Here is a 22,750-nt window from a genome sequence, read left to right on the forward strand (position 1 = left end):
ACAAGGAGCGGAACCAACTTCATTGCCGCGATTTAACACTGACGCTCATCGGGGCTAACAACCATGAAGATGCTCAAGCGTCTCTTCCAATTGACCTGGCTACGCCGCGACGCACGCGGCTCGGCCGATGTCCCGCCTGCCGGCATCGATCCCGACGAATTCACCCGTCTGCTGTGCAGCGGGCGTGCCGAGGATTTGCGGACCTTGGCCAAGCGGCTGAGCCAACGCTCGCGCGCCCACGCGTAGGCGGCGGATCGAATCCAATGCTGAGCCGGTTCTCGGCAGAACCGGCGCTCGGTCGCAGCTCCTGATCCGATCGGCTACTGCTTAGCCTTTTCGTGATTGCCGATCCCGACCGCCTTGTAGTCGTAGGTCGGATAGAATTCGGTGTGATAGGCACCCCAAGCACTGCTCTCGATGACACGGTTGACCTCGCGCAGCCGCGAGGCCGGCAGCCGCAGCGTCACCACCTGACCGACACCCATCATCACATACCAGCTGACGACCTCGACGCCTTCGGGCGGAAACGCCTTGTAGAAGCCCTGCCGCTCGAGCTGCGCGTTGAGTTCGCTGAGGGGGCGTGACTGATCATGCTTGAAGAAGATGGTGACCATGATTGCGTTGTCAGGTGTCGGTGCGGCACTGTCGGTCGATGTCGTCTGGGCCTGTGCGCCGGCGCCGAGCATCAAGGCAGCTGTGAGCGCCGCAATCGTCATCCAGGATCCGTGTCGTCCGTTCCGCCCTCGCTTCATGGCCGCGCCCTTTATTGTTGGTCGAGAGGCCGCGATCATCGCGGCGCGTGCCGGGGCTGTAAATTGACATTCACCTGAGTGGACGGCCGTCCGCTGCTCCCTTTGCCGGTCACTCGCGGCTCTTTTGCCGCCCTTGGGCCGATGTGAACCGGCTCATACACGCGCGCTCAAGCGTGCGGTAAGGCGAGCCTATTCCGATGGCCGGAGGGATGATCGATGACGACCCGGCGAATGGCGTATTGGTGGCTCAGGTTCGTTCTTTCGGGGCGGTTCCTGCAGAAGTTCCTGCGGCTTCGGCGCCCGTGACCTCCAGTCCCCGGCACGGCGATTGGACAGGTCACTCGCGCTGGTCAGGGCCGAACACGGCGGCCAAAACGATAATGGTCAATGTCGATTTGTGAAGCAGCCGGGAGACGGGGCGGGCGCCTGCGTCCCGTAAGAATACTGTAATTTGACTCAAATAAGCGAGATTCGTTGCCAAATCAGCGGTAATCTGCGCCTCCTTGTCCGGTTCGGGGCCCGAGGTCACAGTTGCGTCACCCGTAGTTCTACGGAGTCCCGTGTTAACGCGGCCACAAGTTCACCTTCGGTAAACCATACTTATGACGCACCATGACAATCGAGCCGAGGCGCGCCTCCCGACATGGACGGGTGGAACCGCGACGCTCGAGACCCCGCCGGCCGAACTCCAGGGTGTCGCTGTACCGCGACCGCAGGCGATCTCGGACGCCGGCGCCGCGATCGTCCGGCAGTTCAACGGGCCCGTGACGGCGCTGCTGCTCTATATGAACGAGCTCAAACAGCACAGCCAGCAATTCGCGCACGCGCCCGGCAACGGCGTCTATCTGCGCCAGGTGATCGAGAACGCGCTCGAGCAGACCGAACGGGTGTCTGCGATGCTGAAGCAGATTTCCAATCTCTATCCGAATGTCGTTCCGGTTACCGACCTCAAGCCGCAGGGCGACGACAAGCCGGCAGGCTCACGGTCGCCGGACGTCATGTTCGCGCCGGAAGCCGGCCGCAAGCCATTGACCAGGCGCGAGCGTGAAGTGCTCAGCCTGATCAGCGATGGCTATTCCAACAAGCAGGGCGCATTGCGGATGAACATCAGCCCGCGCACGTTCGAGAGCCATCGCGCCGAGGCCATGCGCAAGCTCGGTGCGCGCAACACGGCCGATCTGGTCCGCAAGGCTTTGTTGCATTCCGCCTGAGCGGTGAATCCGGCTTCGTCAGAATCCGTTTTCAGAAATCGTCTTTGGTGGCGAAGCACAGGCGCGGCGCGGGCCGCGCGGATGGGGCAGCTGGTTTCGGCTGCTCCGGAACGATCGTGACCACCCATGCGGCGGTCGTGCCCGACTTGCTTTCGACGATCGCGCGGACGCGTCCGGTGACGGTCGCGCCGGCCGACCGGACGGTGGCGGTTCGGCCGTTGAACTGGGCCATGCGGAAGCGCCGGGCTTCCTTCCGGTCGGTCGTTTCGTAAGTGAACATCGGCTCCCCCGTGCGTCCATGCGACTGTGGGGATTCAGCGTTATCCGACGATGAAAATCGCACGCCGTAGAAGTACGGCTTGGGCGTCGGTTCGGGCCTCATCTCTTTGTTTGAGCATGATCTCCGCGCAAACGGCTTTGGTGTTTGTCGCGAGGGAAAACCGGTTTGCGCTTTTCCGGATCCTGCTCTAACCGCCGACCTCCTGGCAACTGAGCAGGACCGCATACTGCGCCTTCACCGTGGCGTAGCATTCGCATGCGGTCCGGCTCAGGCCATCCGCATTGGTGATCTCGATGTGTCCGCGGCTGTAGTGGATGAAATTCGCCTGCTGCAGCGTATGCGCGACCAGTGACACGCTGTTGCGGCGTGCTCCGATCATCTGCGCCATCATCTCCTGCGTCAGGACGATCTTGTTGCTGCCGGAGAGATCGCGCGTCTGCAGCAGGCATCGCGCCAACCTCGATTCGACGGTATGCACGGCATTGCACCCGGCGGTCTGCTGGATTTGGGCATAGACAGCGAGGCCGTGTCGAATCAGCATCGCGCGCAGCGTCGGGCTCTGCGCGGCAGCGGCCCGCAGGGCTTTGGCCTCGATCGTGGAGGTCACGCCCGGCACCAGGGCCACGGCGCTGTTCAGCGTCGGGGCCTCACCAAGGCCAGCGAATGCACCATAGATGCTGTCGCGGCCGACCATCGCGACCTGGACGCGTTCGCCCCGGCCGAGCTTGACCACCAGGGAGATCACGCCCTTGTGCGGCATATATGTCAGCCGGAGCAACTCGTCGGCCTCGACCAGCACCGAATCGGCGACGAGCTCGGTGGTCCGCAGATGTGGCTGGATCAGCTCGAAATCGTTCGCGGAGAGCGACGACAGGAACCCGTTGGGTGATCGCGGAACCTTATCCAAAGCAACCTCCTGCCTGCCGGCAAAGCTTGTCTCTGGTCACCAGGGCTGACGCGTGCAGTTGGACGTCCGTGCAACTTATTCTGGCACGTCTCGGTTCCAATGGAAACACATCTTGGTTCCATAAGAAATGTGCCAATCGCCGCAGGCGGCGTTATCCGCGCTTGGAATCGTCCGGTCCGATCAATTGTTCGGCGTGCGCCTTGACGGTCGCATAGCACTCACACGCTGCCTTCCGCAGACCAGCGATATCGGTGATTTCGATATGACCGCGGCTGTACCGCAGGATGCCGGCCTGCTGGAAACCATGCGCGACGATCGAAACCGCGTTGCGCCGGACACCGATCATCTGGGCCAGCATCTCCTGGGTCATCGGCAATGCCTCGCTGCCGCACAGATCGCGCGCGCGCAGCAGCCAGCGTGACAGCCGTGCCTCCACCGGATGCGAGACGTTGCATGCCACCGATTGCTGCGTCTGCGCCATCAGCGCCTGCTCGTAGAGCGCGACCAGGGTCCGGAAATCCGCGCTGCGACCTGCCGCCTCGCGAAAGTCCTCCGCCCTCAGCATCGAGGCCGTGCCCGGCACCACGACGATCGCGTCGGCGAGCAGCGGCCGGTCATGCAGGGCGGCGGATCCACCGACGATGCCATCGCGACCGATGGTTGCAATTTCAACGGATTGCCCGTCGGACAGATTGATCATCATCGAGACCACGCCGCCGTGCGGGAAGTAGACCCGCTGCACCCGTGCCCCGGCTTCGGCGAGCACCGCTTCCTTGGTCAGATCGACAGTCTCGAGAAGGGGGTGAAGTTGCCCGTATTCCGTGGCGGGAAGTGCTTGCAACAGACGATTGGGCGGGGGCGATACCGCAGACATTGGAGCTCCTGCCGAGGGCGGGAGCACTACGGTCTCGCATCACCTACTCTTGGCGTGTGGTGAGCGAACATAGCTTGCCTGTCCAATAGCACAAGGGTTGTGGTGCGAACCTCGGAGGTTGTGGCGCGAACCTTATACCCGCTAGGGGGCAGACGATCGGCGTCGCACCGGTCTCTGCGGCAGTCGCGGTCGATTCGAACGGCACGCGTCGCGGACGATAGGGTTGCGGCATTGTCTCGCATTTGTTGATTTTCATTAACTCTTATGCGTGTCCGATCACGCGTCGACATCATCGCGATGGCGGCTTTCGACGCGCCCGATCGGCGGCGCCGGGACTCCGCAAGTTGCGCAAATGCGAGGACAAATTCGCCGTCGCGAGGATGATCCGGCGGCGGATATGCGCCGCTCCGCGCAACGTCTACATGGTCAGGCCGTAGAATCACCGGCAAGGCCATTCTGGGTATTTGTACGGAGCAGCCCTTTAACGAACGGGTAGCGCGGACGGACCAGTGTGGCATGGATCGCCGTGTGAAAGTTGCGGCGTCGCGTCAATCGTGTTCATCCAGAAGGGTATCAGTATGTCCGGCATCGTCCTCTCGGCATCGGTTCGTCAAAATCTGCTTTCGCTGCAGTCGACGGCCGACCTGCTCTCCACCACGCAGAACCGCCTTGCCACCGGCAAGAAGGTCAACACGGCCCTCGACAACCCGACCAACTTCTTCACCGCGCAGTCGCTCGACAACCGCGCCAGCGACATCAACAATCTGCTCGACAGCATCGGCAACGGCGTGCAGGTGCTGCAGGCGGCCAACACCGGCATCACCTCGCTGCAGAAGCTGGTCGATACCGCGAAGTCGATCGCCAACCAGGTGCTGCAGAGCCCGACCGGCTATTCGACCAAGGCCAATGTCGACGTCACCGGCACCGGTGCCGGCACCGGCGCCACAGTCGCGAGCGATCTCAACGCCGGCAAGCTCGGCGGCGCCGTGCTGACCTTCAAGACCGCGAGCGGCAGCCTGGCGGTGACGATCGGTTCGTCGTTCTCGACCGGCAGCGGCACCGCCACCGTCAAGACGCTCGACCAGCTGAACAGCGTGCTGGCATCGAACGGCGTTGCGGTCACGGCCTCGCTGTCCTCGACGGCTGACACGCTGACCTTCACCTCGACCAACGATGCGGCGAGCCAGACCATCACCAGCTCCGGCACCGCGCCGACCGGCGAGGGCGTCGACATCACCGCCGCCACCGCTACCGTCGGCACCGTCAACGCCGCGGTCGCCGATCCGACCTCGCAAACCACCCGCGCCAACCTGCTCAGCCAGTACAACGCGGTGATCCAGCAGATCACGACGACCGCACAGGACTCGTCCTTCAACGGCGTCAACCTGCTGGGCGGTGACAACCTCAAGCTGGTGTTCAACGAGACCGGCAAGTCGACGCTCAACATCACCGGCGTCACCTTCAGCGCTACCGGCCTCGGCCTCACCACGCTGACGGCCGGCACCGACTTCCTCGACAACGTTTCGGCCAACAGCATCATCAGCAAGCTGGGCAGCGCGTCGAGCACGCTGCGTTCGGAAGCGTCGTCACTGGGTTCGAACCTGTCGATGGTGCAGATCCGCCAGGACTTCTCGAAGAACCTGATCAACGTGCTGCAGACCGGCTCGTCCAACCTGACGCTGGCCGACACCAACGAGGAAGCGGCCAACAGCCAGGCGCTGTCGACCCGCCAGTCGATCGCAGTCTCCGCGCTGGCGCTGGCCAACCAGTCGCAGCAGAGCGTTCTGCAGCTGCTCCGCTAAGCGTAGCCGCAACAGACAACTGATATCGAGGCGGCGGAGGAAACTCCGCCGCCTTTGCTTTAACTGCGCTTAACCATCCCGTCGGCTTCAACCAGCGGGCGATCGCGTTTGATGCCGGCGAATGTCGGCGCCGCGAACGTTTCGCTGGGCTTAGCGGGACCGTGATTGCATTTGATTCAAATTGCGACGACCGGTGGAACGGGCTCTTTCCCGTCCGGGTGGTAAGGCCTGTCCGGTGAGACTGGTCGTGATGTCGCGGTGCGTCGTCGCTTGAAGCGCTTCATCGTCCGTATTTGCACGGACGGCGAAATTAACGTCGCCGTGAAGCCGTCCGAGTTATCGATGCGAGGCGAGCGTTCCGTAGCACCTTGAGGGGACCCATCCATGGACGATCTGTTGCGCGAGTTCCTGACGGAGAGCAGCGAGAGCCTGGATACGGTCGACAACCAGCTGGTGCAGTTCGAGCAGGATCCGAACAACGCGAAGATCCTGGATAATATTTTCCGCCTTGTGCACACCATCAAGGGGACCTGCGGCTTCCTCGGGCTGCCGCGGCTGGAAGCGCTGGCGCATGCCGGCGAGACGTTGATGGGCAAATTCCGCGACGGCATGCCGGTGAAGGCCGAAGCCGTGACGCTGATCCTGTCCTCGATCGACCGCATCAAGGAGATTTTGGCCGGGCTCGAGGCGACCGAAGCCGAGCCAGAGGGCAACGACCGCGACCTGATCGATCAGCTGGAAGCCATGGTCGAGCGCGGCATGGCCGCAATGTCAGGCTCGACGCAGTCGATGCCGGCTGCTGCCGAAGAGGACGTGCCGGTGGTCGAAGCGCCGTCCGTGCAGGCTGATATGACCCAAGCGATGACCGAGGGCACGCTGGTGGTGCAGACGCTGGAGCGTCCGTTGCGTCCGGGCGAGGTCTCGCTCGACGAGCTCGAGCGCGCCTTCCGCGAGACCGAGACCGAAGTCGGCGCACCTGCCCCGGCACCGGCCGCCAAGCCGGTGGCTGTTGCGCCCGCGGCCGAGCCGGCTGACGCCGCCAAGAAGCCGGCCCGCAAGGCCGCCGCCGAGACCGATGTCCAGGAAGGCGACAAGATCGCCAACCAGTCGATCCGGGTCAATGTCGACACCCTCGAACATCTGATGACCATGGTCTCCGAGCTGGTCTTGACCCGCAACCAGCTGCTGGAGATCTCCCGCCGCAACGAGGACACCGAGTTCAAGGTGCCGCTGCAGCGGCTCTCCAACGTCACCGCCGAGCTGCAGGAGGGCGTCATGAAGACGCGGATGCAGCCGATCGGCAATGCCTGGCAGAAGCTGCCGCGCATCGTCCGCGACCTCTCCGGCGAACTCGGCAAGCAGATCGAGCTGGAGATGCACGGCGCCGACACCGAGCTCGACCGCCAGGTGCTCGACCTGATCAAGGATCCGCTGACGCACATGGTGCGCAACTCCGCCGATCATGGCCTGGAGACCACCGCCGAGCGCCTCGCCGCCGGCAAGCCGGAGCAGGGCACCATTCGGCTCTCCGCCTATCACGAGGGCGGCCACATCATCATCTGCATCGCCGACAATGGCCGAGGCCTCAACACCGAGCGGATCAAGGCCAAGGCGCTCCAGAACGGTCTCGTCACCGAGGCTGAGCTGGAGAAGATGACGGAAGCCCAGATCCACAAGTTCATCTTCGCGCCGGGCTTCTCGACCGCCGCCCAAGTCACCTCGGTGTCCGGCCGCGGCGTCGGCATGGACGTGGTGCGCACCAATATCGACCAGATCGGCGGCACCATCGACATCAAGAGCGTGGCCGGCGAGGGCGCCAGTGTCACCATCAAGATCCCGCTGACCCTGGCGATCGTCTCCGCCCTGATCGTCGAAGCCGGCGGCGACCGCTTTGCCATCCCCCAATTGTCCGTGGTCGAGCTGGTGCGGGCCCGCGCCAACTCCGAGCACCGCATCGAGCGGATCAAGGACACCGCAGTCTTGCGCCTGCGCAACAAGCTGCTGCCGCTGATCCATCTGAAGAAGCTCTTGAAGATCGACGACGGCGCCAGCGCCAGCGATGCCGAGAACGGCTTCATCGTGGTGACGCAAGTCGGCAGCCAGACCTTTGGCATCGTGGTCGACGGCGTGTTCCACACCGAGGAGATCGTGGTCAAGCCGATGTCGACCAAACTGCGGCACATCGACATGTTCTCCGGCAACACCATTTTGGGCGATGGCGCCGTGATCATGATCATCGACCCCAACGGCATCGCCAAGGCCTTGGGCGCCTCCGGTTCCTCGGCCCATGACATGGCCGACGACAGTGCCAGCGCCCATGCCGCAAGCGGCGAGCAGCTGACCTCGCTGCTGGTGTTCCGCGCCGGCTCCTCGCAGCCCAAGGCGGTGCCGCTCGGTCTCGTCACCCGGCTGGAGGAGATCGCAACCGACAAGATCGAGCTCAGTAACGGCCGCTACATGGTGCAGTACCGCGAGCAATTGATGCCGCTGGTGCAGATGGCCGGGGTCGAGGTGCAGAGCCAAGGCACGCAGCCGATCCTGGTGTTCGCCGACGACGGCCGCTCGATGGGGCTCGTGGTCGACGAGATCATCGACATCGTCGAGGAACGGCTCAACATCGAGGTCGCAGGCTCGCAGGACGGCATCCTCGGCTCGGCCGTGATCAAGGGCCAGGCCACCGAGGTGATCGACGTCGGCCACTTCCTGCCGATGGCGTTCGCCGACTGGTTCTCGCGCAAGGAGATGCGGCCGTCGGCGTCTGCACAGTCGGTGCTCTTGGTCGATGACAGTGCATTCTTCCGCAACATGCTGGCGCCGGTACTCAAAGCCGCCGGCTACAAGGTCAGGACCGCGCCGAACGCGCAGGAGGGCCTCGCCGCGCTGCGCTCGGGGCAGGCGTTCGACGTCGTGCTGACCGACATCGAGATGCCCGAGATGAACGGCTTCGAGTTCGCCGAAACCATCCGCAGCGACCACAATCTGAACCAGCTGCCGATCATCGCGCTGTCGGCGATGGTGTCGCCGGCGGCGATCGAGCGCGGCCGGCAGGCCGGCTTCCACGACTATGTCGCCAAGTTCGACCGTCCCGGGCTGATCGCGGCGCTGAAGGAGCAGACCGCCGAGATGCGGCGGGCCGCGTAATCGGGCTTGGCTTGAAGGAACACAAAGTGATGACCAGCAAGACCGAGACCAGTGAAGGCGCTGTCGCCGAATACGTCACCGCCGTGATCGGCGGCCAGCTGTTCGGGCTGCCGATCTCCCGGGTGCAGGACGTGTTCATGCCGGAGCGGCTGACGCGGGTGCCGCTGTCGTCCAGCGAGATCGCCGGCGTGCTCAACCTGCGCGGCCGCATCGTCACCGTGGTCGACATGCGCGCCCGGCTCGGGCTGCCGAAGGCCGATGACGGCCGGCCGCCGATGGCGGTCGGGGTCGACCAGCGCGGCGAATCCTATGGCCTGTTGATCGACCAGATCGGCGAGGTGTTGCGGCTGCCCGACGACAGCCGCGAGGACAACCCGGTCAACCTCGATCCCCGCATGGCCAAGCTCGCCGGCGGCGTCCACCGCCTCGACGGCCAGCTGATGGTCGTCCTCGATGTCGATCGCGTGCTCGAACTGGTGCCCAAAACTGCTGCTGCAGCGTAACGCTCCGCCGCACAGACGGCGGATTCCACAAGGAGGCCAACCCATGAAGACGTGTCTTGTCGTCGACGATTCCGGAGTGGTGCGAAAGATCGCGCGCCGCATCCTCGAAGGAATGGAATTCACCGTCATCGAGGCCGAGGACGGCGCGGTCGCGCTCGAGGCGTGCAAGCGCGCACTGCCGGACGCCGTGCTGCTCGACTGGAACATGCCCGTGATGGATGGCTTCGAATTCCTCGTGCAGCTGCGCCGCATGCCCGGCGGTGACGCGCCGAAAGTGGTGTTCTGCACCACCGAGAACGGCATCGACCATATCTCGCGCGCGCTGCATGCCGGCGCCAACGAGTACATCATGAAGCCGTTCGACAAGGACATCGTGATCGCGAAATTCCAGGAAGTGGGTCTGCTGGCGCTTGATGCGTCGGCCGAAGCCTGACACCCAGTTTCACCCTTTGCCCTTGCGAGGCTCCCGTGACGCCCCCCGACTACGAGTATTTGCGTAAGCTCCTGAAAGACCATTCCGGTCTCGATCTGTCTGCGGACAAGCAGTATCTGATCGAAAGCCGCCTGTTGCCGCTGGCGCGCAAGAGCGGCCTGTCCGGCATCCCCGACCTGGTCGCCAAGATCCGGGCCGGCTCGTCCACCCACACCGTCCAGGTGGTCGAGGCCATGACCACCAACGAGACCTTCTTCTTCCGCGACAAGGTGCCGTTCGACCATTTCCGCAACACCATCATGCCTGAGGTGCTGAAGGCGCGCGCTGCGCGCCGCAGCGTCAGGATCTGGTGCGCCGCCGGCTCGACCGGCCAGGAGCCCTATTCGCTGGCGATGTGCCTGAAGGAGATGGGCGCCGCGCTCGCGGGCTGGCGGATCGAGATCATCGCGACCGATCTGTCGCAGGAGGTGCTGGAGAAGTCGAAGGCCGGCATCTACAGCCAGTTCGAGGTGCAGCGCGGGCTGCCGATCCAGCTGCTGGTCAAGTACTTCAAGCAGTCGGGTGAAACCTGGCAGATCAATGCGGAGTTGCGCGCGATGGTGCAGCATCGTCAGCTCAATCTGCTGCACGATTTCTCCCAGCTCGGCACCTTCGACGTGATCTTCTGCCGCAACGTGCTGATCTATTTCGACCAGGACACCAAGATCAACATCTTCAACCGCCTTGCGCGGCAGATGGAGGCCGACGGCTTCCTGGTGCTCGGGGCCGCCGAAACCGTGGTCGGTCTCACCGACACGTTCAAGCCGATACCCGAGCGCCGTGGCCTGTACCGCCCGAGCGGCGTGCGCCCGGGGCTTGCGATGCCGAGACCGGCCATGGCGGTCGGATATTGAGCGATGAGCGAGGACGGCAAATCCGTTGAGCGGGTCACCTTCAGCCGGGGCGTCGATGTCTGCATCATGGCCATCGACGGAACCTGGCGGCGCGATTGCCAGCTCAACGCCATCTCCGACAACGACGCGTCGTTGACGGTCGAGGGTTCCATTCAGGGGCTCAACCTGAAGGAGTTCTTCCTGCTGCTGTCCTCAACCGGGCTCGCCTATCGCCGCTGCGAGCTGGTCCGCGTCAACGGCACCGAGATGGACATCAGCTTCCTCAAGGGCAAGCCGAGTAAGCGGCGCTCGGTCGCCGACGAAGAGCGGGCCAGAGCCTGAAGCTCAAGGCCTGACGCTCAAGAAGACATGATCCGGGGTTGGGAACGACCTCGCGCGAAGCCACGAACCGGCGCTGGCCGGCGCGGCGTCAGTTCAGGAGGTGTTCCGGCGCGCCAGAATTGCGCAGCCGGTCGAGTGCCGCGCCAAGGCCGGTGCCGCTGGTTTTCAGGGCGGTCGAGGCTGCGACATAGCGCGGCGTGACGTCGTCAAGGACGACGATATCGGCGGCGGTGTCCTGCTCGGCCAGCAGGGCCTCGCGCGCAATCGCCGCTTCGATCAGCCGCAGGATCGCCTGGACACGGCCAATCAGCGCGATCAGGTCGGTCACGATCAGATTGTAGGGATCACGGCCCTCGTCCAAGCACACTGCAACGCCGTCCACCGCTGCATTTTCCATGCATGTTTCTCCACTGCCCCCGGTTTTAGGGAACGCGGTGCTACTTGTGCGTTAAGCGGACGTCCCGTACAAATACGGGTCCATTGATCAAGATGGTCGAGTTAGGTCTTGTGCAGACTGGGCAGCACGCTTCACCACTGATGGACGATGCATATGGCTGAGAATGGCGCTCCTCGCGGGGAAATCTTTGTAGTCGACGACGATCCCGCGGTCCGCGAGACGCTTTCCGTGGTCCTGTCGACCGCCGGTTACAAGGTGATCTGCTTTGCCGACGGTGCGGCGCTGCTCGCGGTCGCGCGCAGCCGGACCCCGGCCTGCATCCTGCTCGACGTCCACATTCCCGGCAAATCCGGCCTCGATATCCTGCGGGAGCTGCACGGCGAGGACTACCCGGCGCCGATTTTTATGATCTCGGGTCAGGGCGACATTCAGATGGCGGTCAGCGCCATCAAGAACGGCGCGCTCGATTTCATCGAGAAGCCTTTCCGCGGCAATGAGATCGTCACCCGCTTGAATGAGGCGATCGACGCCTACACCAGGCGGCAGGCCGAGACCTCGGCCTCGCGCATCGCCGCGCTGCACTTCCCGGGCCGCGAGCCGCTGACCCGCCGCGAGCGCGAGGTGCTCGAGCAATTCACCGCCGGCGCCTCCAACAAGGAGGCCGGGCGCCATCTCGGCATCAGCCCGCGCACCATCGAGGACCACCGCGCCAACATCATGAAGAAGCTCGGCGCGCGCAACGCAGCCGATCTGGTTCGCATCGTGATGACGGCGCAGCAGAAGTAAGCCCAAGCCGGTTTGCCCTGATTTTCACATCGCTGAGCAGCGCACGTTCGGCGAGCGGCACGTCTGCGCCTGGCGCGGGACGACACGTCCGGAAATCCTGTATATGCGTGGCGCAGGGCCTACGCGCGCCGTGACCGCGCGCGAGCACAGTCGAGACACATGGCGATGACGAACAAGAACAAGACCCCGGATCAATTGCGCAGCGCGCGCTGGTTTGCGCCCGACGATTTGCGGGCCTTCGGCCACAGATCGCGCGCGATGCAGATGGGCTACGCGCCGGAGGAATGGCGCGACCGGCCGGTGATCGCGATCATCAACACCTGGTCGGATGCGCAGCCCTGCCACATGCACTTCAAGAGCCGGGTCGACGACGTCAAGCGCGGCGTGCTGATGGCCGGCGGCTTTCCGCTGGAGCTGCCGGCGCTGTCGCTGTCGGAATCGCTGTTGAAGCCGACCACGATGCTCTATCGCAACATGCTGGCGATGGACGCCGAGGAGCTGCTGCGCGGCCATCCTGTCGACGGCGTGGTGCTGATGGGCGGCTGCGACAAGACCACGCCCGGCCTGCTGTTAGGGGCCACCAGCATGAACCTGCCGGCGATCTATCTGCCGGCCGGGCCGATGCTGCGCGGCAATTGGAAGGGCAAGACGCTCGGCTCCGGCTCGGACGCCTGGAAATACTGGGACGAGCGCCGTGCGGGGAAGATCTCCGACAAGGACTGGGTCGACATGGAAGCCGGCATCGCCCGCAGCTACGGCACCTGCATGACCATGGGCACGGCCTCGACCATGACCGCGATTGCCGAAGCCATCGGCATGACGTTGCCCGGCGCCTCGTCGATCCCGGCGGCCGATGCCAACCACATCCGCATGAGCTCGGAGGCCGGCCGCCGCATCGTCGAGATGGTGTGGGAGGATCTCACCCCGCAGAAGATCCAGACGCGCAAGGCCTTCGAGAACGCGATCACGGTCGCGATGGCGATGGGCTGCTCGACCAACGCCATCATCCATTTGATCGCCCAGGCGCGCCGCGCCGGCCAGGATATCTCGCTCGATGATTTCGAGATCGCGAGCCGCAAGGTGCCCGTGATCGCCAATGTGCGGCCGAGCGGCGACCTCTATCTGATGGAGGATTTCTTCTATGCCGGCGGGCTGCCCGCCCTGATGAGCCGGATCAAGCCGCATTTGCATCTCGATTGCATCACCGTCACAGGCAAGACGCTCGGCGAAAACATCGCAGGCGCCGAGGTCCACAATGACGACGTCATCCGCAGCGTCGACAACCCGATCTACAAGGAGGGCGCGCTCGCGGTGCTGAAGGGCAATCTCGCGCCTGACGGCTGCGTCATCAAGCCGTCCGCCTGCGATCCACGCTTCCTCAAGCATACCGGGCCGGCGCTGGTGTTCGACGACTATCCGTCGATGAAGAAGGCGGTCGACGATCCCGATCTCGACGTCACGGCCGATCATGTCCTGATCCTGCGCAACGCCGGCCCGCAGGGCGGCCCGGGCATGCCGGAATGGGGCATGCTGCCGATCCCCACCAGGCTCGTGAAGCAGGGCGTGCGCGACATGGTGCGGCTGTCGGATGCGCGGATGAGCGGCACCAGCTATGGCGCCTGCATCCTGCACGTCTCGCCGGAATCCTATATCGGCGGACCGCTGGCGCTGGTGAGGAACGGCGACCGCATCTCGCTCGACGTCGCCGCGCGCACCATCAATCTCGATGTGCCCGAGGCGGAGCTCGCCAGGCGCCGCGCCGAATGGAAGCAGCCCGAACGGCGCTTCGAACGCGGCTATGGCTGGATGTTCTCCAGGCACATCAAGCAGGCCAATGAGGGCTGCGACTTCGATTTCCTCGAGACCGGGTTCGGCAAGCCGGTCGGCGAGCCGTCGATTTATTAGTTCATCACACCGTCGTTCCGGGGCGCGAAGCGAACCCGGAACCTCGAGATTCCGGGTTCGCGCTGCGCGCGCCCCGGAATGACGAAGGAGCACCATGTCAAAACTCAGCGACGCCACCCGCAACAGACTGAAATCCGTCTCCACCGCCACGGTCGCCACCGCGCTGTTCAAGCGCGGCCTGCGCATCCAGATGATCCAGGATGTTCACCCCCTCAGTCCGGATCAGCCGACCATGGTCGGCGAGGCCTTCACGCTGCGCTACATGCCGGCGCGCGAGGACCTCAACACCATCGAGGTGTTCCGCGATCGCGCGCACCCGCAGCGCAAGGCGATTGAAGACTGCCCGCCGGGCGCGGTGCTGGTCATGGACAGCCGCAAGGATGCCCGCGCGGCGTCAGCCGGCGCGATCCTGGTAACGCGGCTGATGAAGCGCGGCTGCGCCGGCGTGGTCACCGACGGCGGATTCAGGGATTCGGCCGAGATCGCGCGGCTCGGCTTCCCGGCGTTTCATCACCGGCCGAGCGCGCCGACCAATCTGACCTTGCACCAGGCGATCGAGATCAACGTACCGATCGGCTGCGGCGACGCGCCGGTATTTCCCGGCGACGTGATCCTCGGCGACAGCGACGGCGTCATCGTGATCCCGGCCCATCTCGCCGACGAGATCGCGGCCGAGACCTTCGAGATGACCGCGTTCGAGGATTTCGTCACCGAACAGGTCCAGAACGGCTGCGGCATTTTTGGTCTTTATCCCGCGACGGATGAGCAGACGCTGAAGGATTTCGCGGTGTGGCGGAAGGCGAAGGGACGGTAGACGCCGCCGCACCCCTCCGCTGTCGTCCCGGCGAAGGCCGGGACCCATAACCACAGGGCGGAGTTTGGCGAAGACTGGCAGTTGCGTGGCGTGGTACTGCGACTTCCCCGCTCGATAGATCACGCGGTATGGGTCCTGGCTTTCGCCAGGACGACGATGGGGAGGGACCGTGTCCAAGCTAACCAAGCGCGTGGCCCGTAGCCCGGATGAAGCGAAGCGTAATCCGGGGTTCTCGCAAGCGGCGCGACCGTTCCCGGATTGCGAGGAGCCTGTCATCGGGCGCGCATCCGCGCGACCCGTTGGCTTCATCCGGGCTACGGGACCTCGCTACACCTCCGCCTTCTCAGCCATTCCGACCGCCCACAGCGCGAATGCGTAGACGATCGCGACTTCGTCGAGGCGGTTGAAGCGGCCGGAGGCTCCGCCGTGGCCGGCGCCCATGTTGGTGCGCAGCAAGACCGGGCCGCCGCCGTGCATCGTGGCGCGCAGCCGCGCGATCCATTTCGCCGGCTCCCAATAGGTGACGCGGGGATCGGTGAGCCCGCCCATTGCCAGGATCGCCGGATAGTCCTTCGCTGCGACATTGTCATAGGGCGAGTAGGACAGGATGGTGCGGAAATCCGTCTCGCTCTCGATCGGGTTGCCCCATTCCGGCCATTCCGGCGGCGTCAGCGGTAGCGTGTCGTCGAGCATGGTGTTGAGCACGTCGACGAATGGCACCTCGGCAACGATGCCGGCAAACAACTCGCCGGCGCGGTTGGCGACCGCGCCCATCAGCATGCCGCCGGCCGAGCCGCCATGGCCGACGATGCGCTTTTCGCTGGTGTATTTCGCCTCGATCAGCGCGCGTCCGGCGGCGGCGAAGTCGTCGAACGTGTTGGTCTTCTTCTCGCGCTTTCCGTCGAGATACCAGCCCCAGCCCTTGTCGGCGCCGCCACGGATATGGGCGATCGCATAGACGAAACCGCGGTCGACCAGCGACAGCCGGTTCGCCGCGAACGACGCCGGCATCGCCATGCCGTAGGAACCGTAGCCATAGAGCAGCAGCGGGGCCTTGCCGTCGCGCACGAAGTCCTTGCGATGCAGGATCGAGACCGGCACCTGCGCGCCGTCATGCGAGGTCGCCATGATGCGCGTGGTGACGTAGTCGGCCGGGTTGTGGCCGGAGGGAATCTCCTGGCGCTTGCGCAACACCCGCGTCCGCGTCGCCATGTCGTAGTCATAGACCTCGGACGGCGTCGTCATCGACGAATAGGCAAAGCGTAGGTTGGTGGTGTCGAACTCGTAGCCGCCCATGGTGTCGAGCGAATAGGCCGCCTCGTCGAACGCGATCGCGTGCTCCTCGCCCGTCTTGAGATCGCGGATGATGATCGCCGGCAGCGCGTTGGCGCGCTCCAGCCGCACCATGTGGCCGGCATAGAGCTCGACATCGAGCACATAAACACCTTCACGATAAGGGATCAGGTCGCGCCAGTTGGCACGCTCGGGTGCGGCGAGCGGCGCGGTAACGACCTTGAAGTCGATCGCGTCGTCGGCATTGGTCAGGATGAACAGCTCGTCGCCGCGGTCGGCGATCGAATATTGCACGCCTTCCTCGCGCGCTGCGACCAGGCGCGGCGGCGCGTCGGGATTGGAAAGGTCGATCAGCCGCTGCTCCGAGGTCTCGTGGTCGCCGCCGGCGATCACGCAGAATCGGCCGCTGGCGCTCTCGTGCAGATGGGTAAACCAGCCGGGATCCTGTTCCTCATAGATCAGGGTGTCGTCGGCCTGCTTGGTGCCGAGCCTGTGGCGCCACACCTGCATCGGGCGATGATTGTCGTCGAGCTTGACGTAGAAGAAGCTGTTCGAGTCCGCGGCCCAGACCACGCCGCCGTCGGTCTCCTCGACGAGGTCGTCGAGATCGCCGCCGGTCGCCCAGTCGCGCACCCGGATCGAGAAATACTCGGAACCCTTGGTGTCGGCGCTCCAGGCATGCAGGCGGTGGTCGTTGGAATGCCGGCTGCCGCCGAACTTGAAATATCTGTGGTCCTTTGCCAGCGCGTCGCCATCGAGCACGACATGCGCCTCACCGCCGCCGCGCGGCGTGCGGCAATACAATTCGTGCTGGCCGCCCTCGCGGAATTTTCTGAAATAGGCGAACGGGCCGTCCGGCGACGGCACGCTGGAATCATCCTCCTTGATCCGCCCGCGCATCTCCTTGACGAGCCGCTTCTGCAACGCGTCGGTATGGCCAAGCAAGCTGTCGGTGTAGCCGTTCTCGGCTTCGAGATAGCTGCGGATATCGGGATCGAGGATCGAGGGATCGCGCAGCACCTCCTGCCACTTCGGATCCTTGATCCAGGCATAGTCGTCCGTCACCGTGATGCCGTGGGTGGTGAACGAATGCGGCCGGCGCGGCGCGACGGGGGGCGATGTCGTGATGGCGGATTTGGTCACTCGATCCTCATGGTGCGGGGTTCCGCACTATATCGGGACGAATGTGGCGATTGCCAGATGGTGCAGAGAGGCCGATGCTACCCGTTCCGCAGCTTCGCGTCCGCATTGCCGCCGGACATCGGGATCCGGTTCACCGCCAGCACCACGGCGAAGGTGATCACCAGCATCGCGATGCCGAGCACCGCGATCGCGGCGAGGTCGCCGCCTTCGTTGAGATCGTAGATCAGCACCGACAGCACCTTGGTCTGCGAGGTGAACAGCACGATCGCGGCCGACAGTTCCCGCATCACGCCGATGAAGATGAAGCACCAGGTCGCAATCACGCCGGTGCGCAGCAGCGGCGCTGTGATCTGGCGCAGTGCCTGCAACCGCGTCGCGCCGAGGATGCGGCTCGCCTCCTCGAGCTCGGGATGGATGGTCGCGAACGCCGCCTGCAATTGCTGATAGGCCGAGGGCAGATTGATGGTGAGGAACGCCAGCAGCAGGATCCACAGCGTGCCGTAGAGCACGAATGGCGGCCGCGTGTAGCTCAGGAACAGGCCGACGCCGAGCACGATGCCGGGCACCGCAACCGGCGCAGTGGCAAGGAAGCTGAGCACGCGGTGACCCGCGATCACCTTGCGCGTGGTGACATAGGCGATGACCAGCGCGAGGACGGTGCCGATCGTCGCGGTCGCGGTGCCCAGGATCACGGTGTTCTTCAGCGCAAGCTGGGTCGACGACAGTTCGGTGAACACGAAGACGATGTTGTGCAGGGTCAGTGTCGACGGCGTCACCAGCGTGGTGGCGTTCGGCGAGAACGCGGCGTTGAGCAGCGCGAGATAGGGCAGGAAGACGGGATTGAGCAGCACCAGCAGGCAGAAGCCGAGCGCAGCCCAGCGCCAGCCGCGCAGCTCGACCCGGCGCGGCGCGCCATATTTGCCGCCGATTACCGAATAGGAGCGGCGGCCGAGCAACGCCTTCTGGCCCTGCAGCAGCAGGATGGTCAGCACCAGCAGCGGCACCGCGGCGGCAGCCGCGAGCTCGAGCTTCGGCGGATACTGGAACAGGCTCCAGATCTTGGTCGTCATGGTGTGGAAGCCGGCCGGCAGCGCCAGGATCGCGGGCGAGCCGAACAGCGTCATCGCCTGCAGGAACGCGATCAATGCCCCCGCGACCAGCGCAGGCAGCGCGAGCGGGATCGTCACCCGCCGCGCGGTGGTCCAGGCATTGCCGCCGAGAATCGCGGAGGCGTCCTCCAGCTCGCCCGGCATGGTGTCGAGCGCATTGGCCACCAGCACGAACACGAACGGAAACGTGTAGCAGGAGATCACGAAGATGATCCCGGTCATCGAATAGATGTTGAACAGCGCATCGGCATCCTCGCCTGCGAACAGCCGGTAGAGCTGGTTCAGCAGTCCCGAATTCGGCGCCGCCAGCAATTCCCAGGCGACCGCGCCGAGGAACGGCGGGGTCACGAACGAAGCCGTCACCAGCGCGCGGATGGTCTGCCGGCCCGGCATGTCAGTGCGCGACACCAGCCAGCTCAGCGGCGCGGCCACGATGCAGCAGATCAGCGCCGAGGTGGTCGCGATGATCGCGGTGGTCAGCAGCGGATCGAGGAAATCGGGGTTGCTGAACAGCGTAACGAAGTTTGCAAGCGTGGGATGCCGGTTCTTGTCGGTGAAGGCGAATACCGCGAGCCACGACAACGGCAGCAGGATGAGGAGAATGAGCACTGCCGCGAACAGCCATAGCACAGGGCGCGTCCAGTCGATGCGGGGTTTGAGGGCGGGGGAGGTGATATCGGTCGTTGTCATTGCGAGTACTCTCTCCCCGTCATTCCCGGTGCGCAATTGCGCACCTGGGGGCATCGCGAAGCGATGAGCCCGGAATCCATTGCACCACAGTCAATGTGGCCCGATGGATTCCGGGCTCGCGCTTGCGCGCCCCGGAATGACGGCGGTAAGGGTTACGTTGCATCCCTCACACCCGAAACAGCCGCGCATAGTGCGTCTTGATCTCTTCGGTCATCGTTCCACCCCCGCCGGAAGCTTTCAGGACAGCGCGCCTGGAGACCGGTTTCCGCATCGCGTCCCTCCGTCTCTGTTGTTATCGGCTGAGCGCACGGCAGCGCTCGGGCGGCAATGTCAGCCAGACCTCGCGGCCCTTCTCGACCGCGGTCTCGGTCGGCGTGCTGACCCGCAACGCGGTGCCGTCAGGCGTTTCCACCATGGTGTCGCGATTCATGCCGAGATAGACCTGACGCGTCACCACGGCTTTCAGCGTATTCTGCGCCGCGGCGGGCGGTTGCGCCGAGAGCTGGATCTCATGCTGGCGGATCGCGACCGGCGCGCTCTGGCCGGCGGTTAACTTTGCGCCGACCACCTCGAGGGTGGTGCCGGCGAACTCGACATGGCTCGCATCGCGCGCGGTGCTCTTGATCACATTGGCGGCGCCGATGAAGCGCGCGACGAATTCGGATTCCGGTCGTGCATAGATGTCTTCGGGGCTGCCGAGCTGATCGATCTTGCCGGCATTCATCACCGCGATCAGGTCGGCGGTCGTCATCGCCTCGGATTGATCGTGGGTGACGTAGACGGTGGTGTAGCGATACTCGTCATGCAGGCGGCGGATCTCGAACCGCATCTCCTCGCGCAGATTGGCGTCGAGGTTGGACAAGGGCTCGTCGAGCAGCAGCGTCTCCGGGCCGACGATCAGCGCACGCGCCAGCGCGACGCGCTGCTGCTGGCCGCCGGACAGCTCGCCCGGATAGCGCTGCGCCAGTGGTTCCAGCTTGGTCGTCGCCAGGATCGCGGCGAGCTTCCTGGCGATGCTGTCGCGGTCCATTTTGCGCAGGCGCAGGCCATAGACGATGTTCTCCGCCACCGTCATGTGCGGCCACAGCGCGTAGCTCTGGAAGATCATCGACATGTTGCGCTGCTCGGGCGGCAGCGTGCGCGCCTTCGACGACACCACGCGGTCGCCGACCCGGATCTCGCCGTCGGATGGTTCGAGGAAGCCTGCGATCAGCCGCAGCGTCGTGGTCTTGCCGCAGCCCGACGGCCCGAGCAGGCAGACCAGCTGGCCGTGATCGATCCTGAGGGAAACATCATCAACCGCGACAAACGATCCAAACCGCTTGACCAGGCCGCGCAATTCCACCGATGCCAAGCGATCCCTCCATCTCACATTGTCGCAGGGATCCAGGCCCGGCTGTTGCCGGCAGTAAAGCGGAAATCGATGACGACGAAAAGTGGACGTGCCTGCTCAATAAGTCGCGGCTCAGCTTTGTTGCGTCTCCCTCGGCCGCTCTCCCGTCCGTCATCCTGAGGAGCGCGCTCTTGCGCGCGTCTCGAAGGATCGGCGGCCCGGATATCCCGGCGTGCTCCGATTCGCTCGCGGCGGCAGCGTGGCCGTCGATCCTTCGAGACGGCCGCTACGCGGCCTCCTCAGGATGACGGGGAAGGAGTTACTCTGCGTCGATGAGCCAGTTGGCTGATCGTGACCCAATCAGATTTGATCAGCGCTTCCTTCTTCGCCCGGCTCCAGCCCTTGATTTGCCGTTCGGCAGCGATGCGATCAGTGATGCGATCGAAATACTCCGACCAGACTAGGACCACCGGCCGGCGGTTGTAGGTATAACCGGGGAAGGCACCCGTATTGTGCTGATTAATGCGCGGGGAGAGATCATCACCCGTTGCGCTGCCGATATAGTAAGAGTTGTCGGCGCAGCGAAGCATGTAAATGTAAATGCCCATATCGCCAGTCCCACGCGCACATCGATCATGAAGTAATCGCTGGCGCAGTCAATGGACAAGCCGTCGATGGATGTTCCGTCATCCTGAGGAGCGCGCTCTTGCGCGCGTCTCGAAGGATCGACGGCCCGGATATCCCGGCATGCTCCGATTCGCTCGCGGCGGCAGCGTGGCCCATCGATCCTTCGAGACGGCCGCTACGCGGCCTCCTCAGGATGACGGGTTTGAGATGCGAGTCATCAACCCCAGGCTTACGCCGTCACGTTCTCGCCGAGCCACTGGATGGCGGCGTCGGCGCCGGCTTTGCCGTGCGGGATGTTTAGCGCGGTCAGTGCGACCTCGATGACGCCGAGCGTGCCGAGGATCATCGGTGCGTTGACGTGGCCCATATGCGCGATGCGGAAGGCCTGGCCCTGCAGATCGCCGATGCCGGTACCGAGCACCACGCCGCATTTCTCCTTGGCATAGCGCTGGATCGCGGCAGGATCGGCGCCCTTCACGGTCACGGTCGTCACCGTGTTGGAGCGCTCGGTGGGCTCGGCGATGTTGAAGCCGAGCACCTGGCCCTCGCCCCAGACCGCAACCGCGCGGCGCACCGCTTCGCCGAGCAGGCGATGCCGTTCGAAGGCGTTCTCCAGGCCTTCGGCATGCAGCATGTTGATCGCCTCGCGCAGCGCGAACAGCAGATGTATCGGCGCGGTGCCGGCATATTTGCGGTAGTGCTCCGCGCCCTCGCGCTCGGTCCAGTCCCAATAGGGCGTGCGCAGATCGGCCTTCTTGTGCGCGTCCCAAGCGCGATCGCTGGCGGCGACGAAGCCGAGGCCGGGCGGCGTCATCAGGCCCTTCTGCGAGCCAGACATCGCGACGTCGACATACCATTTGTCCATCTCGAACGGCATGCAGCCGAGCGAGGCGACGGTATCGACCATGAACAGCGCGGGATGGCCGGCGGCCTTGATCGCCCTGCCGATCGCCTCGATGTCGTTATAGGCGCCCGACGCAGTGTCGACCTGCACGGCGAGGATCGCCTTGATCGCGTGCTCCTTGTCGCGGCGCAGCCGCTCCTCGACCTCGGCCGGGCGGATCGCGCGGCGCCAGTCGCCCTTCAGCACCTCGACATCGGCGCCCATCGCGGCCGCGGCCTGGCCCCAGCCGATCGCAAAGCGCCCGCTTTCGAGCACCAGCACCTTGTCGCCGCGCGACAGCACGTTGGAGAGCGTCGCTTCCCAGGCACCGTGGCCGTTGGCGATGTAGATGTAGGACTTGCCTTTGGTGGCGAACAGGTTCGAGAGGTCCCGCAGCAGGCTGTCGGTCAGTTCGAACATCTCGTTGGAATAGATGTCGAGCGCCGGTCGGTGCATCGCCTGCAGCACCTGATCGGGCATCGTGGTGGGCCCGGGGATGGCCAGAAATTCCCGGCCCGCGCGAACGGTCATCGTCCTGTTCCTTTTGGGTAAAGCAACGCAAATCATGCGTGTGAGAGGTCAAGCCGGGACAATATTCCATTGCGGCTTCGATTGCGAGCGGCGCGGAGCAATCCAGCGTTTCCAAAAGCGCG

21 protein-coding genes are annotated in these 22,750 nt (G+C 64.6%); 11 read left to right on the plus strand and 10 right to left on the minus strand.

The annotated features are described in order from the left end of the window. The first annotated feature begins 63 nt into the window (after nucleotides 1–63). Nucleotides 64–246, plus strand: a complete 183-nt coding sequence (locus ACVIW0_RS00980; RefSeq protein ID WP_461350613.1) for a hypothetical protein — start codon at nucleotides 64–66, stop codon at nucleotides 244–246. A 74-nt stretch (nucleotides 247–320) separates the two neighbouring features. Here ACVIW0_RS00980 and ACVIW0_RS00985 read toward each other — a convergent pair whose 3' ends face one another. Continuing rightward, nucleotides 321–752 carry a hypothetical protein gene (locus tag ACVIW0_RS00985; protein ID WP_461350614.1) on the minus strand — a complete coding sequence of 144 codons (432 nt, stop codon included), beginning with the start codon at nucleotides 750–752 and terminating at the stop codon, nucleotides 321–323. A 602-nt stretch (nucleotides 753–1,354) separates the two neighbouring features. On the opposite strand from ACVIW0_RS00985, the gene ACVIW0_RS00990 reads away from it, so the two are divergent. Then, complete coding sequence (locus ACVIW0_RS00990; protein ID WP_461350615.1) at nucleotides 1,355–1,963, plus strand: response regulator transcription factor; 609 nt, start codon at nucleotides 1,355–1,357, stop codon at nucleotides 1,961–1,963. 31 nt (nucleotides 1,964–1,994) lie between these two features. Here ACVIW0_RS00990 and ACVIW0_RS00995 read toward each other — a convergent pair whose 3' ends face one another. The 3 genes from ACVIW0_RS00995 to ACVIW0_RS01005 form a co-directional block, all read right to left on the minus strand. Beyond that, a complete protein-coding gene (locus ACVIW0_RS00995; protein ID WP_461357210.1) occupies nucleotides 1,995–2,243 on the minus strand; it encodes a hypothetical protein in 249 nt (82 codons plus the stop codon). Nucleotides 2,244–2,430: 187 nt separating this feature from the next. Next, nucleotides 2,431–3,150 carry a Crp/Fnr family transcriptional regulator gene (locus ACVIW0_RS01000; protein WP_461350616.1) on the minus strand — a complete coding sequence of 240 codons (720 nt, stop codon included), beginning with the start codon at nucleotides 3,148–3,150 and terminating at the stop codon, nucleotides 2,431–2,433. Nucleotides 3,151–3,301: 151 nt separating this feature from the next. Then, nucleotides 3,302–4,024 (minus strand): Crp/Fnr family transcriptional regulator, encoded by a 723-nt coding sequence (locus ACVIW0_RS01005; protein ID WP_461350617.1) that lies wholly within the window; start codon nucleotides 4,022–4,024, stop codon nucleotides 3,302–3,304. 578 nt (nucleotides 4,025–4,602) lie between these two features. Here ACVIW0_RS01005 and ACVIW0_RS01010 point away from each other — a divergent pair. From ACVIW0_RS01010 to ACVIW0_RS01035, 6 genes are all read left to right on the plus strand, one after another. Then, complete coding sequence (locus tag ACVIW0_RS01010; protein WP_461350618.1) at nucleotides 4,603–5,826, plus strand: flagellin N-terminal helical domain-containing protein; 1,224 nt, start codon at nucleotides 4,603–4,605, stop codon at nucleotides 5,824–5,826. 384 nt (nucleotides 5,827–6,210) lie between these two features. Beyond that, nucleotides 6,211–8,967 carry a hybrid sensor histidine kinase/response regulator gene (locus tag ACVIW0_RS01015; RefSeq protein WP_461350619.1) on the plus strand — a complete coding sequence of 919 codons (2,757 nt, stop codon included), beginning with the start codon at nucleotides 6,211–6,213 and terminating at the stop codon, nucleotides 8,965–8,967. A 29-nt stretch (nucleotides 8,968–8,996) separates the two neighbouring features. Further along, nucleotides 8,997–9,470 carry a chemotaxis protein CheW gene (locus ACVIW0_RS01020; protein WP_461350620.1) on the plus strand — a complete coding sequence of 158 codons (474 nt, stop codon included), beginning with the start codon at nucleotides 8,997–8,999 and terminating at the stop codon, nucleotides 9,468–9,470. A gap of 43 nt (nucleotides 9,471–9,513) precedes the next feature. After that, nucleotides 9,514–9,903: a response regulator gene (locus ACVIW0_RS01025; RefSeq protein ID WP_456751577.1), complete on the plus strand. Its 390-nt coding sequence runs from the start codon at nucleotides 9,514–9,516 to the stop codon at nucleotides 9,901–9,903. A gap of 35 nt (nucleotides 9,904–9,938) precedes the next feature. Further along, entirely contained in the window at nucleotides 9,939–10,796 is an 858-nt protein-coding gene (locus ACVIW0_RS01030; RefSeq protein WP_461350621.1) for a CheR family methyltransferase, read from the plus strand. A gap of 3 nt (nucleotides 10,797–10,799) precedes the next feature. Further along, the gene (locus tag ACVIW0_RS01035; RefSeq protein WP_461350622.1) at nucleotides 10,800–11,117 is read left to right on the plus strand and encodes a PilZ domain-containing protein; all 318 of its coding nucleotides are present in this window, start codon (nucleotides 10,800–10,802) and stop codon (nucleotides 11,115–11,117) included. Nucleotides 11,118–11,205: 88 nt separating this feature from the next. On the opposite strand, the gene ACVIW0_RS01040 is transcribed toward ACVIW0_RS01035, so the two are convergent. Continuing rightward, a complete protein-coding gene (locus ACVIW0_RS01040; RefSeq protein ID WP_461350623.1) occupies nucleotides 11,206–11,514 on the minus strand; it encodes a hypothetical protein in 309 nt (102 codons plus the stop codon). 153 nt (nucleotides 11,515–11,667) lie between these two features. Between ACVIW0_RS01040 and ACVIW0_RS01045 the strand changes: the two genes are divergently transcribed. From ACVIW0_RS01045 to ACVIW0_RS01055, 3 genes are all read left to right on the plus strand, one after another. Beyond that, entirely contained in the window at nucleotides 11,668–12,300 is a 633-nt protein-coding gene (locus tag ACVIW0_RS01045) for a response regulator transcription factor (RefSeq protein WP_461350624.1), read from the plus strand. Between the two features lie 165 nt (nucleotides 12,301–12,465). Continuing rightward, on the plus strand, nucleotides 12,466–14,205 hold the full coding sequence (gene araD, locus ACVIW0_RS01050; RefSeq protein WP_461350625.1) for an L-arabinonate dehydratase: 1,740 nt from the start codon (nucleotides 12,466–12,468) through the stop codon (nucleotides 14,203–14,205). Between the two features lie 94 nt (nucleotides 14,206–14,299). Further along, a complete protein-coding gene (locus ACVIW0_RS01055) occupies nucleotides 14,300–15,019 on the plus strand; it encodes a ribonuclease activity regulator RraA (protein WP_461350626.1) in 720 nt (239 codons plus the stop codon). Between the two features lie 327 nt (nucleotides 15,020–15,346). Here the strand turns inward: ACVIW0_RS01055 and ACVIW0_RS01060 are convergent, their stop codons facing one another. The 5 genes from ACVIW0_RS01060 to ACVIW0_RS01080 form a co-directional block, all read right to left on the minus strand. Then, a complete protein-coding gene (locus ACVIW0_RS01060; protein WP_461350627.1) occupies nucleotides 15,347–17,455 on the minus strand; it encodes a S9 family peptidase in 2,109 nt (702 codons plus the stop codon). 77 nt (nucleotides 17,456–17,532) lie between these two features. After that, nucleotides 17,533–19,254, minus strand: a complete 1,722-nt coding sequence (locus tag ACVIW0_RS01065) for an ABC transporter permease (protein WP_461350628.1) — start codon at nucleotides 19,252–19,254, stop codon at nucleotides 17,533–17,535. 292 nt (nucleotides 19,255–19,546) lie between these two features. Continuing rightward, nucleotides 19,547–20,599 (minus strand): ABC transporter ATP-binding protein, encoded by a 1,053-nt coding sequence (locus tag ACVIW0_RS01070; RefSeq protein WP_461357211.1) that lies wholly within the window; start codon nucleotides 20,597–20,599, stop codon nucleotides 19,547–19,549. A 287-nt stretch (nucleotides 20,600–20,886) separates the two neighbouring features. Further along, the gene (locus ACVIW0_RS01075; protein ID WP_461350629.1) at nucleotides 20,887–21,195 is read right to left on the minus strand and encodes a GIY-YIG nuclease family protein; all 309 of its coding nucleotides are present in this window, start codon (nucleotides 21,193–21,195) and stop codon (nucleotides 20,887–20,889) included. 248 nt (nucleotides 21,196–21,443) lie between these two features. Beyond that, on the minus strand, nucleotides 21,444–22,628 hold the full coding sequence (locus tag ACVIW0_RS01080) for a pyridoxal-phosphate-dependent aminotransferase family protein (RefSeq protein ID WP_461350630.1): 1,185 nt from the start codon (nucleotides 22,626–22,628) through the stop codon (nucleotides 21,444–21,446). Nucleotides 22,629–22,750 lie beyond the last annotated feature (122 nt).

Source organism: Bradyrhizobium sp. USDA 4454 (assembly GCF_054822705.1).

Coding starts and splice junctions, on each gene's coding strand:
- ACVIW0_RS00980 (WP_461350613.1), top strand. CDS start 64: ATGAAGATGCTCAAGCGTCTCTTCCAATTGACCTGGCTACGCCGCGAC.
- ACVIW0_RS00985 (WP_461350614.1), bottom strand. CDS start 752: ATGAAGCGAGGGCGGAACGGACGACACGGATCCTGGATGACGATTGCG.
- ACVIW0_RS00990 (WP_461350615.1), top strand. CDS start 1,355: ATGACGCACCATGACAATCGAGCCGAGGCGCGCCTCCCGACATGGACG.
- ACVIW0_RS00995 (WP_461357210.1), bottom strand. CDS start 2,243: ATGTTCACTTACGAAACGACCGACCGGAAGGAAGCCCGGCGCTTCCGC.
- ACVIW0_RS01005 (WP_461350617.1), bottom strand. CDS start 4,024: ATGTCTGCGGTATCGCCCCCGCCCAATCGTCTGTTGCAAGCACTTCCC.
- ACVIW0_RS01010 (WP_461350618.1), top strand. CDS start 4,603: ATGTCCGGCATCGTCCTCTCGGCATCGGTTCGTCAAAATCTGCTTTCG.
- ACVIW0_RS01015 (WP_461350619.1), top strand. CDS start 6,211: ATGGACGATCTGTTGCGCGAGTTCCTGACGGAGAGCAGCGAGAGCCTG.
- ACVIW0_RS01020 (WP_461350620.1), top strand. CDS start 8,997: ATGACCAGCAAGACCGAGACCAGTGAAGGCGCTGTCGCCGAATACGTC.
- ACVIW0_RS01025 (WP_456751577.1), top strand. CDS start 9,514: ATGAAGACGTGTCTTGTCGTCGACGATTCCGGAGTGGTGCGAAAGATC.
- ACVIW0_RS01035 (WP_461350622.1), top strand. CDS start 10,800: ATGAGCGAGGACGGCAAATCCGTTGAGCGGGTCACCTTCAGCCGGGGC.
- ACVIW0_RS01040 (WP_461350623.1), bottom strand. CDS start 11,514: ATGGAAAATGCAGCGGTGGACGGCGTTGCAGTGTGCTTGGACGAGGGC.
- ACVIW0_RS01045 (WP_461350624.1), top strand. CDS start 11,668: ATGGCTGAGAATGGCGCTCCTCGCGGGGAAATCTTTGTAGTCGACGAC.
- araD (WP_461350625.1), top strand. CDS start 12,466: ATGACGAACAAGAACAAGACCCCGGATCAATTGCGCAGCGCGCGCTGG.
- ACVIW0_RS01055 (WP_461350626.1), top strand. CDS start 14,300: ATGTCAAAACTCAGCGACGCCACCCGCAACAGACTGAAATCCGTCTCC.
- ACVIW0_RS01065 (WP_461350628.1), bottom strand. CDS start 19,254: ATGACAACGACCGATATCACCTCCCCCGCCCTCAAACCCCGCATCGAC.
- ACVIW0_RS01075 (WP_461350629.1), bottom strand. CDS start 21,195: ATGGGCATTTACATTTACATGCTTCGCTGCGCCGACAACTCTTACTAT.
- ACVIW0_RS01080 (WP_461350630.1), bottom strand. CDS start 22,628: ATGACCGTTCGCGCGGGCCGGGAATTTCTGGCCATCCCCGGGCCCACC.